Annotated in this window: 14 protein-coding genes; 7 read left to right on the plus strand and 7 right to left on the minus strand. The window is 61.8% G+C overall.

The window, feature by feature from the left end; genetic code table 11:
• Window positions 1–29: 29 nt before the first annotated feature.
• Window positions 30–575 (minus strand): twin-arginine translocation pathway signal protein, encoded by a 546-nt coding sequence (locus tag BM026_RS02380; protein ID WP_092241941.1) that lies wholly within the window; start codon window positions 573–575, stop codon window positions 30–32.
• Between the two features lie 28 nt (window positions 576–603).
• Entirely contained in the window at window positions 604–2,031 is a 1,428-nt protein-coding gene (locus BM026_RS02385; RefSeq protein WP_093514111.1) for a coniferyl aldehyde dehydrogenase, read from the minus strand.
• A gap of 146 nt (window positions 2,032–2,177) precedes the next feature.
• Between BM026_RS02385 and BM026_RS02390 the strand changes: the two genes are divergently transcribed.
• Both BM026_RS02390 and BM026_RS02395 read left to right on the plus strand, forming a co-directional pair.
• Window positions 2,178–2,849 (plus strand): TetR/AcrR family transcriptional regulator, encoded by a 672-nt coding sequence (locus tag BM026_RS02390; RefSeq protein ID WP_071490386.1) that lies wholly within the window; start codon window positions 2,178–2,180, stop codon window positions 2,847–2,849.
• Window positions 2,850–2,882: 33 nt separating this feature from the next.
• Window positions 2,883–3,737, plus strand: coding sequence for a sulfurtransferase (locus BM026_RS02395; protein ID WP_093514112.1), 855 nt, complete (start codon window positions 2,883–2,885; stop codon window positions 3,735–3,737).
• Here the strand turns inward: BM026_RS02395 and BM026_RS02400 are convergent.
• The 4 genes from BM026_RS02400 to BM026_RS02415 form a co-directional block, all read right to left on the minus strand.
• The gene (locus tag BM026_RS02400; protein ID WP_093527236.1) at window positions 3,724–4,716 is read right to left on the minus strand and encodes a hydrolase; all 993 of its coding nucleotides are present in this window, start codon (window positions 4,714–4,716) and stop codon (window positions 3,724–3,726) included. The two genes, BM026_RS02395 and BM026_RS02400, sit on opposite strands and share 14 nt — an antisense overlap.
• A gap of 170 nt (window positions 4,717–4,886) precedes the next feature.
• The gene (rsmD, locus tag BM026_RS02405) at window positions 4,887–5,495 is read right to left on the minus strand and encodes a 16S rRNA (guanine(966)-N(2))-methyltransferase RsmD (RefSeq protein WP_071490383.1); all 609 of its coding nucleotides are present in this window, start codon (window positions 5,493–5,495) and stop codon (window positions 4,887–4,889) included.
• Window positions 5,495–6,985 carry a M16 family metallopeptidase gene (locus BM026_RS02410; RefSeq protein ID WP_093527238.1) on the minus strand — a complete coding sequence of 497 codons (1,491 nt, stop codon included), beginning with the start codon at window positions 6,983–6,985 and terminating at the stop codon, window positions 5,495–5,497. The genes rsmD and BM026_RS02410 overlap by 1 nt, the downstream gene beginning before the upstream one ends.
• Window positions 6,978–8,333 carry a M16 family metallopeptidase gene (locus BM026_RS02415; protein WP_071490381.1) on the minus strand — a complete coding sequence of 452 codons (1,356 nt, stop codon included), beginning with the start codon at window positions 8,331–8,333 and terminating at the stop codon, window positions 6,978–6,980. The genes BM026_RS02410 and BM026_RS02415 overlap by 8 nt, the downstream gene beginning before the upstream one ends.
• 231 nt (window positions 8,334–8,564) lie before the next feature.
• Here BM026_RS02415 and ftsY point away from each other — a divergent pair, with 231 nt between their 5' ends.
• From ftsY to rpoH, 4 genes are all read left to right on the plus strand, one after another.
• The gene (gene ftsY / locus BM026_RS02420) at window positions 8,565–9,905 is read left to right on the plus strand and encodes a signal recognition particle-docking protein FtsY (protein WP_071490380.1); all 1,341 of its coding nucleotides are present in this window, start codon (window positions 8,565–8,567) and stop codon (window positions 9,903–9,905) included.
• The gene (gene ftsE, locus BM026_RS02425; RefSeq protein ID WP_003234627.1) at window positions 9,902–10,573 is read left to right on the plus strand and encodes a cell division ATP-binding protein FtsE; all 672 of its coding nucleotides are present in this window, start codon (window positions 9,902–9,904) and stop codon (window positions 10,571–10,573) included. The genes ftsY and ftsE overlap by 4 nt, the downstream gene beginning before the upstream one ends.
• Window positions 10,570–11,595, plus strand: a complete 1,026-nt coding sequence (gene ftsX, locus BM026_RS02430) for a permease-like cell division protein FtsX (RefSeq protein WP_093527240.1) — start codon at window positions 10,570–10,572, stop codon at window positions 11,593–11,595. The genes ftsE and ftsX overlap by 4 nt, the downstream gene beginning before the upstream one ends.
• A 129-nt stretch (window positions 11,596–11,724) precedes the next feature.
• Window positions 11,725–12,579: an RNA polymerase sigma factor RpoH gene (rpoH, locus tag BM026_RS02435; protein WP_003176698.1), complete on the plus strand. Its 855-nt coding sequence runs from the start codon at window positions 11,725–11,727 to the stop codon at window positions 12,577–12,579.
• A 123-nt stretch (window positions 12,580–12,702) separates the two neighbouring features.
• On the opposite strand, the gene mtgA is transcribed toward rpoH, so the two are convergent.
• Window positions 12,703–13,425, minus strand: coding sequence for a monofunctional biosynthetic peptidoglycan transglycosylase (mtgA, locus tag BM026_RS02440; RefSeq protein WP_071490379.1), 723 nt, complete (start codon window positions 13,423–13,425; stop codon window positions 12,703–12,705).
• Between the two features lie 74 nt (window positions 13,426–13,499).
• Here mtgA and BM026_RS02445 point away from each other — a divergent pair, with 74 nt between their 5' ends.
• Window positions 13,500–13,877: a DUF423 domain-containing protein gene (locus tag BM026_RS02445; RefSeq protein WP_016976028.1), complete on the plus strand. Its 378-nt coding sequence runs from the start codon at window positions 13,500–13,502 to the stop codon at window positions 13,875–13,877.
• Window positions 13,878–13,903: the final 26 nt, after the last annotated feature.

Raw genomic sequence — 13,903 nt, forward strand, 5'->3', positions numbered from 1 at the left:
GTCTCTTGTTTTTATGGGAGGGCGGCGAATCAAATCTTCGGCGGACCGGGGTAACCGCAATGCGCCCAGGACGCCGGCTGGAAATACCAGGCCATGATCACCAGCTTGAGCAGCGAGCCCTGGCCCATGCGCAGCAGGTTCAGGTAGCTGTTTTCCCAACGGTGCAGGAAGTTGCGGATCTGCTCGCCGCTGGCGTTTTCCCAACTGCCCCAGATTCCGGTCAACGGTCCACGGGTGACGCCCATGCCCAATACGTCGAACAGTTGCTGGGTAAGCTTGAACATCTCCGGCGACAGGTGTTGCAGGCTGAAGTCGAGCTTCTTGAGGGTGTCTTCAATCCCGCTGGCAACTTCCTGGGCGCTGGCCACGCCTTCGAGCAGCACCGGGATGACCGCGCGCAGGAACGGCAAGTCACTGCTGCGCAGCATGGCAAAACCGCTGGCCGGCGTGCTGCTGGAGCAACCGCTGAGGCTGGCGCCCAACCCGGCGGTAGCCAGGAAGGCGCTGGCGCACAGGCCAATCTTCAAGACGCCGCGCCGCGACAGCACGGGTGAATCAGTCAGGCTAGGGTTCATTGTTATTGTTATCCCGTGGGTGGCGGTTTCAGCGAACGAACAGCTTCTGGATCAACGTCTGGATGGCTTTGCCGTAGGGCGGGTAGATCAGCTTCGCCGCGTTAAGGCGCTGTTTCACCAGCACCCCCTTGGCTTTGCTGAACGTCAGGAAGCCTTCATGCCCGTGATAGTGGCCCATACCCGACGGGCCGATGCCGCCAAAGGGCATATCGTCCTGGGCCACATGCAGCAGCGTGTCGTTCAGGCACACGCCGCCGGAATGGGTTTCGTGGAGCACGCGGTCCTGCTCGCGCTTGTTGTAACCGAAGTAGTACAGGGCCAGTGGGCGAGGACGTTGGTTGATGTAGGCAAAGGCCTGGTCGATACCGCGATACGGCACGATCGGCAGCACCGGGCCGAAGATCTCGTCCTGCATCACGGTCATGTCATCGCTGACATTCAGCAACAGGCTGTGGGCCATGCGCCGCGCCTGGCCCTGGTCATACAGCGGGATCAGGGTGGCGCCCTTGTCGGTGGCGTCCTTGACGTAGGCATTCAGCCGGGCCAGTTGTCGTTCGTTGATGATGGCGGTGTAGTCCGGGTTGTCGGCCAGGGTCGGATAAAATCCGCGAACGGCCTGGGTGTAGGCCTCGACGAAGCCGTCGACGCGGTCTTCCGGCACCAATACATAGTCGGGCGCGACACAGGTTTGGCCGGCGTTCAACGCCTTGCCGAAGGCGATGCGTTCGGCGGCGTCCTTGAGTGGTACATCCGCAGACACGATGGCCGGCGACTTGCCGCCCAACTCGAGGGTGACCGGTGTGAGGTGTTCGGCCGCCGCACGCATCACATGCTTGCCGATGCTGGTGGCGCCGGTGAACAGCAGATGGTCGAAGGGCAGCTTGGAAAACGCCATGCCCACCTCGGCTTCGCCCAGCACTACGCACACCAGGTCTTCGGGGAAGATTTTCGCCAGCAGCACCTTGAGCAACTCGCCAGTGGCGGGGGTGGACTCACTGAGCTTGAGCATCACCCGGTTGCCCGCCGCCAACGCGCCGACCAGCGGACCAATGGCCAGGTACAGCGGGTAATTCCAGGGCACGATCACGCCAACTACGCCCAACGGTTGATAGATGACTTTGGCCGAGGCCGGTTGGAAGGCAATGCCTACAGCTCGCCGGGATGGTTTCATCCAACCCTTGAGGTGTTTGCTGGCATAGTGAATGCCATGCAGGCTGGGCATCAGTTCGGCAAACAGGGTTTCGTCGGCACTGCGGTGGCTGAAGTCCTGGCTGATCGCGTTGATCAGTGCCTGGCGCTCGTCGCTGAGCAGGTCGCGCAGGGCCTTGAGCCATTGCTGGCGCTGCGCGGCCGATGGCATCGGGTTGGCGGCGTAGGCACGACGCTGGGTGTCGAACAGGCGCTGGAGTGAGTCCAGTGCCTGGGAATCTTGCAGGTAGGCAACGTTGGCAGACATGGCGGCGTTCCCGATTGTTATAGGTCTGCCTGGATTTTTAGAGTCATTACTCTAAATTGTCAAATAACATTGCAGCAACATCCGGTTTTATCCGTGCAAGGATAGGCCGTAAGATGCCTTATCACGTGTACAGAAGCTGATCCCCTATGGCACCACGAGTAAAGACCAGCGAGCGCATTGTGCAAACCAGCCTGGAGCTTTTTAACCAGCAGGGCGAGCGCAGTGTGAGCACCAACCACATTGCCGCCCACATGGAAATTTCGCCGGGCAACCTGTACTACCACTTCCCCAACAAGCAGGCGATCATCGCCGTGCTGTTTCGTGAATACGAAGCCCTGGTGGACAGTTTCCTGCGCCCACCCCAAGGCCGCGCCGTCACCGTCGAAGACAAGCGCTTCTACCTGCAGGCCGTGCTGGCCGGTATGTGGCGCTACCGTTTCCTGCACCGCGACCTCGAACACCTTCTGGAAAGCGACCCGGAACTGGCCACCGGCTACCGGCGCTTTTCCCAGCGCTGCCTGACCCAGGGCGGCGCCATTTACCAAGGGTTTGTCGACGCTGGCATCCTCAATATGGACCCGGTGCAAACCGAAGCCTTGACCCTCAATGCCTGGATCATCCTCACCTCCTGGGTGCGCTTTCTGTGCACCACCAATGAAAACTCCGCCCACCTGAGCGCCGAGGCGATCAAGCGCGGGGTGTATCAGGTGCTGGTGCTGGAGGCGGGGTTTGTCACGCCCCAGGCGAAGGAGGCCGTGGATGGGTTGTTCAAAGAATTTTACGTGCCGTTGAATCAGGCATTGGAAGAAGTGAAGTAGGACCTTTCCCGAATCTGTTCATAGGAGTCCGTCATGCCGCTTGCCCAACTGATCAGCCCCCAGCAATTGGCCGAGCGCCAGAAGGCCGGCGGGTTGGTGATCCTCGATTGCCGTTTTGCCCTGGAAGACCCTGACTACGGGCTCTGCAGCTATGCCGAAGGGCATATCGAGGGCGCGCAGTACGCTGACCTGGAACGCCACCTCAGTGGGCCGGTGATCAAGGGCGTGACCGGTCGCCATCCGTTGCCGGCCGCAGATACCTTCGCCGAGCAATTGCGTGCCTGGGGGATCAACGCCGACACCGATATCGTGCTGTATGACGACGGCCCCGGTGCCTATGCCGCACGGGCCTGGTGGTTGTTGGCGTGGCTGGGCAAGCGCGATGGCGTGTTTATTCTGGATGGTGGCCTCAAGGCCTGGCATGCGGCGGGTTTCCCGCTGAGCCTGGACGCGCCGGTGGTTGAGCCGGGCGCCTTCGTTGGTGCGCCAGATAATCGCCTGGTGCTGGATGCCGAACACCTGCAAAAACGCCTGGGCCAACCCGGCCTGACCTTGCTCGACGCCCGTGCACAGCCGCGCTTTCGCGGTGAAGTCGAGCCGATCGACCCGGTGGCCGGGCACATCCCTGGGGCGCAGTGCGCGGCGTTCAACGAAAACCTGGGGGCTGACGGCCGCTTCCTGCCGGCAGACCAACTCAAGCAACGCTTCGCCGCCCAACTGCAAGGTCGCTCGCCGGATGAACTGGTGGCGTACTGCGGTTCAGGGGTGACGGCGTGCCACAATCTGTTTGCCCTGAGCCTGGCCGGTTACCCGTTGGGCAAGTTGTATGCAGGGTCGTGGAGCGAGTGGATCACCGATCCGGCACGGGCCATCGCTACCGGCGACTGAGCAACCAGGCCGGAATACGGCGCTCCAGGTAATAACCGGGGCGCTTCAGTGTTCCATCGACAAAACCGACATGCCCGCCCTTGGCCAGCAATTCGAATTCGGTGCAGTCCGACAGCTCACTGGCCTCGGGCAGGCTGTGGGCAAACACAAACGGGTCATCGGCGGCCTGGATGATCAGGGTCGGCGTGCGGATATCGCCCAGATAATAGCGACTGGAGGCGCGGCGGTAATAGTCCTCGGCGTTCAGGAAACCGTGCAGCGGCGCGGTGACCCGGCCGTCGAAGTCCCAGAACGTGCGCATCTTGTCCAATGAACCCAGGGCCTCAAGCGTCTTCAACCCCTCCGCACGACCATCCTCTAGAAAGCGCCGTTGCTTGACGCGGATATAGGCCAGCATTTCCCGCATGAAATGCTTCTGATAAACCCGCGAGAATCCCAGGCCGATGCGATCCGCGCACTGGTCCAGGCGAAACGGCACCGATACCGCCGCCGCGCCTTGCAGCCCTGATGCTTCGCCGGTTTCGCCCAAATGCTTGAGCAGCACATTGCCGCCCAGTGAATAACCCACCGCATACAGCGGCGCCAGCGGTCGCTTGGCGCGCAGATGGGCAATCGCCGCGGCCAGGTCTTCGCTGGCGCCGGAGTGATAGCTGCGCGCCAACAGGTTTGGTTCGCCCGAGCAGCCACGCCAATTCAGCGCCGCGCTGGCCCAGCCTTGCGCAGCCAGGGCTTTTTGCAGACCGGCCACGTAGGGCGAATTGGAGGAACCGGTCAACCCATGCAGCACCAGCACCAACGGTGCTTGCGCGTCATGGGGGCCATGCCAATCGAGGTCGAGGAAGTCGCCGTCTTCCAGCCACAGGCGTTCGCGTTGGCGTTCGATGTGGGTGGTAGGGCGCCACAGCGGCCCCCACAGTGTTTGCAGGTGGGGGTTGCCGAGGCCGAAGGCGGGGGTGAACAGGTCGGAAGAAGGGGTCATGACACGCTCTGCTGCGGATGCATTTAACTGTGGCGAGCGGGCTTGCCCCGCGTTGGGCTGCGAAGCGGCCCCAAAACCAGTAATGATGTTCTAACTGAGCAATCGCGGTGTTCTTGGTGGGGCTGCTGCGCAGCCCAACGCGGGGCAAGCCCGCTCGCCACAAACAGAGGTCAGGCGGCGCTGCGTTGCCACAACGCGTAATACACCCGTCCGGACTTCTGTTCCCGGTGCAGGCGCCAGGTGGCCGGCAAGCCCAGGGTAGAAGGGGCGGTCTCGCTTTCAGTGTAGATCCACGAATCCGCTGCCAGCCATTGGCGATCTTCCAGCAATGCGCACACGGTTGGCAGCAAGTTCTGGTTGAACGGCGGGTCGAGGAACACCACGTCGAACTCGCTGGCCGGCTGGGTTTCCAGGTAGCGCAGGGCGTCGGCGGTTTGCACCTGGCCGGTGGTGCAGCGCAGGGTGCCCAGGTGTTCCTTGAGGCTGGACACCGCCACATTGCTGGCGTCCAGCGCCTGACCCAGGGCGGCGCCACGGGACAGCGCCTCCAGGAACAGCGCACCACTGCCAGCGAACGGGTCCAATACCTTGGCGCCTGCAATGTATGGAGCCAGCCAGTTGAACAGGGTTTCACGCACGCGGTCAGGCGTCGGGCGCAGGCCTACGACGTCGGGGAAGCTCAGCTTGCGGCTGCGCCATTCGCCGCCAATGATGCGCAGCTGGCCCACACCGTTATGCACGTTGTGGACAGGTTTTTTCGGGCGAGATGAACTGGCCATTAATGCTCCGGAACCCCGAGCGGCTGCTCGGCGGGTTTATCAGTGGGGGGCGGTAGTGGCTTTTGCGCAATCGTCGGGCCGGCGGTCACGATGACCATCTTGTCGGCGCTCAAGTGTTTATTCATTGCAGCCTTGACCTGCTCTACGGTCAGGGCCTGGGATTGTTTCATGAAATCTGCCAGATAGGTCAGCGGCAGGTCGTAGAAACCCATCGCGCCCAACTGCCCGACGATATCGGCGTTGCTGGCGGTCGACAGCGGGAAACTGCCGGCCAGCTCGCGCTTGGCGTCATCCAGTTCTTTTTGCGTCGGGCCGGTCTTGAGGTAGTCGGCCACCACGTCCTCGACCAGGCGCAGGGTGCCGCCGCTCATTTCGGCGCGGGTCTGCAGATTGATCATGAACGGGCCACGCACCTGCATCGGCGAGAAACCGGAGTACACGCCGTAGGTCAAACCACGTTTTTCACGCACTTCGCTCATCAAGCGAGTGCCGAAACCGCCACCGCCGAGGATCTGGTTACCCAGGGACAAGGCTGCGTAGTCCGGGTCGGCACGGTCGATGCCCAGTTGCGCGAACAGCAAGTGCGTCTGTTTGGACGGGAACTCGATACGAGTCAGGCCCGGTTTGGGTTCGGTCGGCTGAGCAATTTTTGGCAGCGCCGGGCCCTTGGGCAGCGATGCAGAAACCTTGGCCGTCATGGCTTCGGCTTCGGCGCGGGTCAGATCGCCCACTACCGCAATCACCGCGTTGCCTGCTGCGTAAGCCTTGGCGTGGAACGCCTGCAACTGCGCGATGGTGATCTTTGGCACGCTCTCGGGCGTGCCTTCGCTCGGGTGCGCGTAAGGGTGATCGCCGTACAGGCGCTTGAACAGTTCAAGGCTGGCCAGCTTGCCGGGGTTCTGCTTCTGGTACTCGAAGCCGGCGAGGATCTGGTTCTTGATCCGGGCCAGGGAGTCGGCCGGGAAGGTCGGTTTGCCGATCACCTGGTCAAACAGGCTCAGGGCGGCGTCGCGTTTGCTACTGTCGCTGAGGCTGCGCAGGGACACCAGCGCCATGTCGCGGTATGCACCATTGCCAAAGTCCGCGCCCAGACCTTCGAAATCACGGGCGATCTGGCTCACATCCTTGCCCGGTACGCCTTCGTTGAGCATGGCGTTGGTCATCAGCGCCAGGCCGGGTACGTTGCCGTCCTGGCTGCTGCCGGCGGCGAACAGGATGCGCATGTCAAACATCGGCAGTTCATGGGCTTCGACGAACAGCACCTTGGTGCCTTCGGCGGTGGTCCAGGTCTGTACGTCGAGCTTGCGGTTGGTCGGCGCCTTGTCGTCCAGTTCCGCCAGGGATTGCAGCTTGCTGCTCGATTGGGCTTTTTCCAGTGCCTGGCTGGCGACGGACTCGCTCGGACGCAGGAAATACACGGCGCTCGCCGCAATCAGGGTGACGACGATCAGGCCGGGGAAGATCAGGCGGCTGCTTTTGCGATCACTCATGAGCGGTCTCCTCAGGCAAAACATGGGCGACGCTCAGACGTTCGCGGGTGAAGTAGGTGCGCGCGGCTTTCTGGATATCTTCCGGGGTCACGCTTTGCAGGTCGGCGAGCTCCGTGTCCATCAGTTTCCAGGACAGGCCGACAGTCTCCAGGGAGCCAATGGCCGTGGCCTGGCTGGTGATGGAATCACGCTGGTAGACCAGGCCGGCAATGACCTGGGCGCGGATGCGTTCCAGTTCTTCGGCGGTCGGCGGCTTGGCCTTCAACTCTTCCAGCAGGCGCCACAGGCCGGCTTCTGCCTGGGCGACGGTTTTCTTCTTCTGTTGATTCGGCGTGGCGCTCAGCATGAACAGGGTATCGCCACGGGTGTAGGCGTCGTAGTTGGTGGACGCAGCGGAAACCAGCTCTTCACCACGCTCCAACTGTTCGGAGATGCGGGCGCTGTAGCCGCCGTCCAGCAAGGCCGAGATCAGGCGCAGGGCCTGTACCGAACGTTTGTCTTCGGCGGTGGCCAGGCCTGGCACGTTGAAGCCCAGCATTACGCTCGGTAGTTGGGTTTTCACATGCAGCGTCAGCAGGCGCTCGCCGGGCTCGGCCAGTTCCATCGGGATCTTGGCCGGTGGTACGTCACGCTTGGGGATCGGGCCGAAGTAGCGCTGGGCCAGGTTTTTGACCTCGTCCGGGGTGACGTCGCCGACCACCACCAGGGTGGCATTGTTCGGGACATACCAGGATTGGTACCAGTGGCGCAGCTCTTCGACTTTCATGCGGTCCAGGTCGGCCATCCAGCCGATGGTCGGCGTGTGGTAGCCGCTTGCCGGGAATGCCATGGCCTTGAAGCGCTCGTAGGCCTTGGACATCGGGTTGTCGTCGGTGCGCAGGCGGCGCTCTTCCTTGATCACCTCGATCTCGCGGCTGAACTCGTCGGCCGGCAGGCGCAGGCTGGCCATGCGGTCGGCTTCCAGCTCGAAGGCGACGCCCAGGCGGTCGCGGGCCAGCACCTGGTAGTAAGCGGTGTAGTCATCGCTGGTGAAGGCGTTCTCTTCGGCGCCCAGGTCGCGCAGGATCAGCGAGGCTTCGCCGGGGCCGACCTTGGCGCTGCCCTTGAACATCATGTGTTCCAGGGCGTGGGACAAACCGGTCTGGCCCGGGGTTTCGTAGCTCGAACCGACCTTGTACCAGACCTGGGAAACCACCACCGGGGCGCGATGATCTTCGCGCACGACCACCTTGAGGCCGTTGTCCAGGGTGAATTCATGGGTGGGTTGTGGGTCGGCAGCCAAGGCTGAAAGAGGCAGACAAACTGTGCTGAACAGCAGGCCTGCGGCGCGGCGGGCTAGAGCATTCATTCGTTTTTAAACCTGTTGGGCTGCCCGCTTGGTCTTAGCGTCGGCGGGCGAGGAGGTGCTAGGATACTGATCCGACTGAGGGACGGCCACTGCGGCCGTCTTGTTGAGGCCCTATTTTGGCCTTCAAAATGTTGCGCATGAACGAGCTGGCTAAAAAACAGTCTGTTACGCATCGAATTTTATTTACCGGCGCGCCCCTTGGCGCGTCGCTACCTTGAGATAGCCGTCTCCATGTTTGGTTCCAACGACGACAAGAAGACCCCAGCCGCGGCTGGCGAGAAGAAAGGCCTGTTCGGATGGCTGCGCAAAAAACCGCAGGAAACCGTCGACGAACACCCGCCGGTTCAACCTGAACCTATCCCTGAGCCAACAGTAGAAGCCGAACCGGTTGCCGAAACCCCGGCGCCGGTGGTATTGCCGATGGCCGAGCCGGTGTTGCAGCCGGTCGTCGAGGCTGTCCCGGAACCCGAGCCGGAACCCGAGCACAAACCGTGGCTGGAACTGCCGGTGGCTGAAGAGCCCGTGGCGCTGGTCGAAGATGTGCAGGCTGAGCACATCGCCCCGCCGATTCCGGCTGTGGCCGAGGTGGCAGTGCCTGCTGTTGTCGAGCCGGAGCCCGTCGTCGCACCTGTCGAAACCAGCAAGACCGGCTTCTTCGCCCGTCTCAAGCAAGGCCTGAGCAAGACCAGCGCCAGCATTGGCGAAGGCATGGCCAGCCTGTTCCTGGGCAAGAAGGTCATCGATGACGAACTGCTGGAAGACATCGAAACCCGCCTGCTCACCGCCGACGTGGGCGTCGAAGCCACTGCCGTGATCATCCAGAGCCTCACCCAGAAGGTCGCGCGCAAACAGCTGACCGACGCCGACGCGTTGTACAAATCCCTGCAGGCCGAGCTGGCCGCGATGCTCAAGCCGGTGGAAGCGCCGCTGGTGATCACCCCGAAAAAACCTTTCGTGATCCTGGTGGTGGGCGTCAACGGCGCCGGCAAGACCACCACTATCGGCAAGCTGGCCAAGAAGCTGCAGTCCGAAGGCAAGAAAGTCATGCTGGCAGCCGGCGATACCTTCCGTGCCGCCGCGGTTGAACAACTGCAGGTGTGGGGCGAGCGCAACAAGATCCCGGTCATCGCCCAGCACACCGGTGCCGATTCCGCCTCGGTGATCTTCGATGCCGTGCAAGCCGCCAAGGCCCGTAACATCGACGTGCTGATCGCCGATACCGCCGGTCGCCTGCACACCAAAGACAATTTGATGGAAGAGCTGAAAAAGGTTCGCCGTGTGATCGGCAAGCTCGACGCAGACGCGCCGCACGAGGTTCTGCTGGTACTGGACGCTGGCACCGGCCAGAACGCCATCAGCCAGGCCAAGCAATTCAACCAGACGGTACAACTGACCGGCCTGGCATTGACTAAGCTCGACGGCACGGCCAAGGGCGGCGTGATCTTCGCCCTGGCCAAGCAGTTCGGGTTGCCGATTCGTTATATCGGCGTCGGTGAAGGCATCGACGACCTGCGCACCTTTGAAGCCGAACCCTTTGTACAGGCACTGTTTGCCGAGCGGGAGCGTTCATGATTCGATTCGAACAGGTCGGTAAACGCTATGCGAACGGGCATGTCGGCTTGCATGAGCTGAGCTTTCGAGTGCGTCGCGGCGAGTTTCTATTTGTAACCGGTCACTCCGGCGCAGGCAAAAGTACGTTGTTGCGCCTGCTGCTGGCCATGGAGCGTCCGACCACCGGTAAGTTGCTGTTGGCGGGCCAGGACCTGGCCACCATCAGTAACGCGCAGATTCCGTTCCTGCGCCGCCAGATCGGCGTGGTGTTCCAGAATCACCAGTTGCTGTTCGATCGCACCGTGTTCAACAACGTGGCGCTGCCGTTGCAGATCCTCGGGCTGTCCAAGGCCGAGATCGTCAAGCGCGTGGACTCGGCCCTGGAGCGCGTGGCGCTGTCGGACAAGACCGATCTCTACCCTGGCGACCTGTCCACCGGCCAGCAACAGCGCGTCGGTATCGCTCGCGCTATCGTCCACCGCCCGGCCCTGCTGCTGGCGGACGAACCCACCGGTAACCTCGACCCGCGCCTGGCGGCCGAGATCATGGGCGTATTCGAAGACATCAACCGCCTGGGCACCAGCGTGCTGATCGCCAGTCACGACCTGGCACTGATCGCGCGCATGCGCCATCGCATGCTCACTCTGCAACGTGGCCGCCTGATCGGTGACGGGGAGGCCGGCGTATGAGTGCAACACGCAGCCCTAAAGTCTCCGAACGCGTGGCGCCGAAACCGGCCGACCCGCAACCGCCGAAGAAAAAACACGACCACGATGACGACGGCCCGGACTTCAGCACCTTGCTGCGCGCCTGGATCGAAAGCCATCGCGCCAGCCTGGTCGACAGCCTGCGCCGCCTGGGCAAGCAGCCGATCGGCAGCTTTTTCACCTGCCTGGTGATGGCAGTAGCCCTGAGCCTGCCGATGGGCCTGTCGCTCCTGCTTAATAATGTGGAGCGCCTGGGCGGTTCCTGGCAGCGCGCAGCGCAGATTTCGCTGTACCTGAATATCGACGCCAGTGCCAAAGATGGCGAAGCGTTACGCGACGACATCAAGAACATCTCCGGCGTGGCGGATGCCGAGTACATCAGTCGCGATCAGGCACTGGAAGAGTTCCAGCAACAATCCGGCCTGGGCGAGGCGCTCAAGGAGCTGCCACAGAACCCGCTGCCGGGCGTGGTCCTGGTGACGCCGAACGAGGTGGACAAGCCGGCGCTGGAAGCCCTGCGACAAAAACTCGCAGAGATGCCCAAGGTGCAACAGGCGCAACTTGATCTAGTCTGGGTAGAGCGCCTGGCCGCGATCCTCAAGCTGGGCGACCGCTTTGTGTTCGGTCTGACAGTGCTGTTGGTGTCTGCATTACTTTTGGTGATAGGTAATACCATTCGTCTTCATATTGAAAACCGTCGCACCGAGATAGAAGTGATTAAACTGGTCGGCGGCACGGACAGCTATGTGCGTCGGCCTTTTCTGTACATGGGCGCGCTTTATGGCTTTGGTGCCGGGATTTTGTCCTGGGGCGTGCTGGCTTTTGGCCTGGACTGGCTGAACGACGCGGTTGTCGGGCTTGCCGGACTCTACGGCAGTGATTTCGCCCTGGCTGGCGTGCCGGTAGCCGATGGTCTGAGTCTCTTGCTTGGCGCGGTATTGTTGGGGTATATCGGTGCTTGGATTGCGGTCGCTCGTCATTTACGTGAGCTGGCACCGAAGTAGTTAATGTCAGATTAATGTGGTTTCGTTTGTATTGACCGTATTGGTGGTTTAGGGAACTTGTCCTACGGTTCCCGGTCAATTTTCGCAGTGCTTCACTGCACGAGTTATGTGAGTCGGAGGTTTTTTCGTATGACCACTTCTTTGCAACCTGCTTATGCCTTGGTCCCGGGTGCGAACCTGGAAGCCTATGTGCACACGGTCAACAGCATTCCGTTGCTGACGCCCGAGCAGGAGCGTGAACTGGCCGAGAGTCTCTACTATGAGCAGGATTTGGGGGCGGCTCGGCAGATGGTGCTCGCCCACCTGCGTTTTGTCGTACATATCGCCCGTAGCTATAGCGGCTACGGCCTGGCTCAGGCTGACCTGATCCAGGAAGGCAACGTCGGCCTGATGAAGGCTGTAAAGCGCTTCAACCCCGAGATGGGTGTGCGCCTGGTATCGTTTGCCGTGCACTGGATCAAGGCGGAAATCCACGAGTTCATCCTGCGCAACTGGCGCATCGTGAAAGTCGCGACCACCAAGGCCCAGCGCAAACTGTTCTTCAACCTGCGCAGCCAGAAAAAACGCCTGGCGTGGCTGAACAACGAGGAAGTCCACCGCGTGGCCGAAAGCCTTGGTGTGGAACCGCGTGAAGTGCGCGAGATGGAAAGCCGCCTGACCGGCCACGACATGGCCTTCGACCCCGCTGCTGAAGCGGACGACGACAGTGCCTTCCAATCGCCGGCCAACTACCTGGAAGACCACCGTTACGACCCGGCGCGTCAGCTGGAGGATGCGGATTGGAGCGACAACTCCAACCACAACCTGCACGAAGCGCTGGAAGTGCTGGACGACCGCAGCCGTGACATCCTCTACCAGCGCTGGCTGGCAGAAGAAAAAGCCACGCTGCACGACCTGGCGCAGAAGTACAACGTGTCGGCCGAGCGGATTCGTCAGCTTGAGAAAAGCGCGATGAACAAGCTGAAACTGTCCATCGCAGCCTAAAAATATGGGAGGGGCGGTGCGACGATTCGACTTGCCCCCCGATAGCAGAGTGTCAGTCAACATCAAGGTGACTGGTCCATCGCTATCGGGGGCAAGCCCCCTCCCACATTTGTTTTTGTTGTGTCAGTCGGACCAGGGCGCCTTGCGGGAGTTGTTCAGTTCGACCAGGTAACCGTCTCCACCCAACTGACTCATCTGCTGACGAATCCAAGCCGCGCGCCTTGCCACATACGCCGTCGGATGGCTGGCACTCCACACCCGTGGATTGGGCAAAACAGCCGCCAGATAGCTGGCCTGCTGCCGCGATAACCCCTTGGCACTCACCCCAAAGTGATGCCGCGCCGCCGCTTCCGCGCCAAACACGCCTTCGTCCCACTCCACGCTATTGAGGTACACCTCAAGAATCCGCTGCTTGGGCCACAACACCTCGATCAACCCGGTAAACCAGGCTTCCAGGCCTTTGCGCAAATAGCTGCGGCCGGCCCACAGGAACAGGTTCTTCGACACCTGCTGGCTCAACGTACTGGCACCGCGAATCGAGCCGCCGCGCTCGTTGTGCAGGATTGCCGCCTGGATCGCACCGAAATCAAAGCCCCAATGCTGCGGGAAGCGCTGGTCTTCACCGGCCATCACCGCCACTTTGAGGTCATCGGAGATCTCGTCCCACGGTACCCAGGTGCGCTGCAGGTCAATGGGTTCGCCGTCGAACCAGGATTCGACCTTGCGCTCCACCATCAGCGCGGTGAAGGGCGGCGGGACGACACGAAACAGCAGCACCAGCAGCACACTGCCGATGGCAAACCATTTGACGACGTTGAGAAAGCGTTTGAAGAGGAGACGCAGCATAGAGATGGCTTGGCCGAACCCGTTGAGCGGGCCATTATACAGACCCGGCCCTTTGAGTCTGACTGGAGTTCCTCATGCTGCGTGGCTTTCTGATGTTGGCTGCCTTTTTCGGCTTCACCGGTGTCGCCCTTGGGGCCTTCGCCGCCCACGGCCTGAAAAACCGCCTGAGCGCCGAGTACCTCGCAATTTTCCACACCGGCGTGACCTACCAACTGGTGCACACCCTGGCGCTGTTCGGCGTGGCGCTGCTGGCGGCGCATATCCCTGGCCGGTTGGTCAGCTGGGCGGGCATCTCGTTTACCGTTGGCATCCTGCTGTTCTCCGGCAGCCTGTATGTGCTGACCCTGACCGGCATCAGCAAGCTTGGGATCATCACGCCGTTTGGCGGCCTGGCCTTCCTGCTTGGCTGGTTCTTCCTGGGCCTGGCGGCGTGGCGCTTGCAGGCAGCCTGACCAAGGGACTTGGGCCGGCAACCTCA

This window comes from Pseudomonas sp. NFPP24 (assembly GCF_900112095.1).
In the GTDB taxonomy this organism is placed as follows: Bacteria; Pseudomonadota; Gammaproteobacteria; order Pseudomonadales; family Pseudomonadaceae; genus Aquipseudomonas; species Aquipseudomonas extremorientalis.

What these genes read in the sequence shown, in the direction of transcription:
- BM026_RS02415 (WP_071490381.1), bottom strand. Translation starts at nt 8,333, where the DNA reads ATGAATGCTCTAGCCCGCCGCGCCGCAGGCCTGCTGTTCAGCACAGTT.
- ftsY (WP_071490380.1), top strand. Translation starts at nt 8,565, where the DNA reads ATGTTTGGTTCCAACGACGACAAGAAGACCCCAGCCGCGGCTGGCGAG.
- BM026_RS02400 (WP_093527236.1), bottom strand. Translation starts at nt 4,716, where the DNA reads ATGACCCCTTCTTCCGACCTGTTCACCCCCGCCTTCGGCCTCGGCAAC.
- BM026_RS02385 (WP_093514111.1), bottom strand. Translation starts at nt 2,031, where the DNA reads ATGTCTGCCAACGTTGCCTACCTGCAAGATTCCCAGGCACTGGACTCA.
- ftsX (WP_093527240.1), top strand. Translation starts at nt 10,570, where the DNA reads ATGAGTGCAACACGCAGCCCTAAAGTCTCCGAACGCGTGGCGCCGAAA.
- ftsE (WP_003234627.1), top strand. Translation starts at nt 9,902, where the DNA reads ATGATTCGATTCGAACAGGTCGGTAAACGCTATGCGAACGGGCATGTC.
- BM026_RS02395 (WP_093514112.1), top strand. Translation starts at nt 2,883, where the DNA reads ATGCCGCTTGCCCAACTGATCAGCCCCCAGCAATTGGCCGAGCGCCAG.
- BM026_RS02445 (WP_016976028.1), top strand. Translation starts at nt 13,500, where the DNA reads ATGCTGCGTGGCTTTCTGATGTTGGCTGCCTTTTTCGGCTTCACCGGT.
- BM026_RS02410 (WP_093527238.1), bottom strand. Translation starts at nt 6,985, where the DNA reads ATGAGTGATCGCAAAAGCAGCCGCCTGATCTTCCCCGGCCTGATCGTC.
- BM026_RS02380 (WP_092241941.1), bottom strand. Translation starts at nt 575, where the DNA reads ATGAACCCTAGCCTGACTGATTCACCCGTGCTGTCGCGGCGCGGCGTC.
- mtgA (WP_071490379.1), bottom strand. Translation starts at nt 13,425, where the DNA reads ATGCTGCGTCTCCTCTTCAAACGCTTTCTCAACGTCGTCAAATGGTTT.
- BM026_RS02390 (WP_071490386.1), top strand. Translation starts at nt 2,178, where the DNA reads ATGGCACCACGAGTAAAGACCAGCGAGCGCATTGTGCAAACCAGCCTG.
- rpoH (WP_003176698.1), top strand. Translation starts at nt 11,725, where the DNA reads ATGACCACTTCTTTGCAACCTGCTTATGCCTTGGTCCCGGGTGCGAAC.
- rsmD (WP_071490383.1), bottom strand. Translation starts at nt 5,495, where the DNA reads ATGGCCAGTTCATCTCGCCCGAAAAAACCTGTCCACAACGTGCATAAC.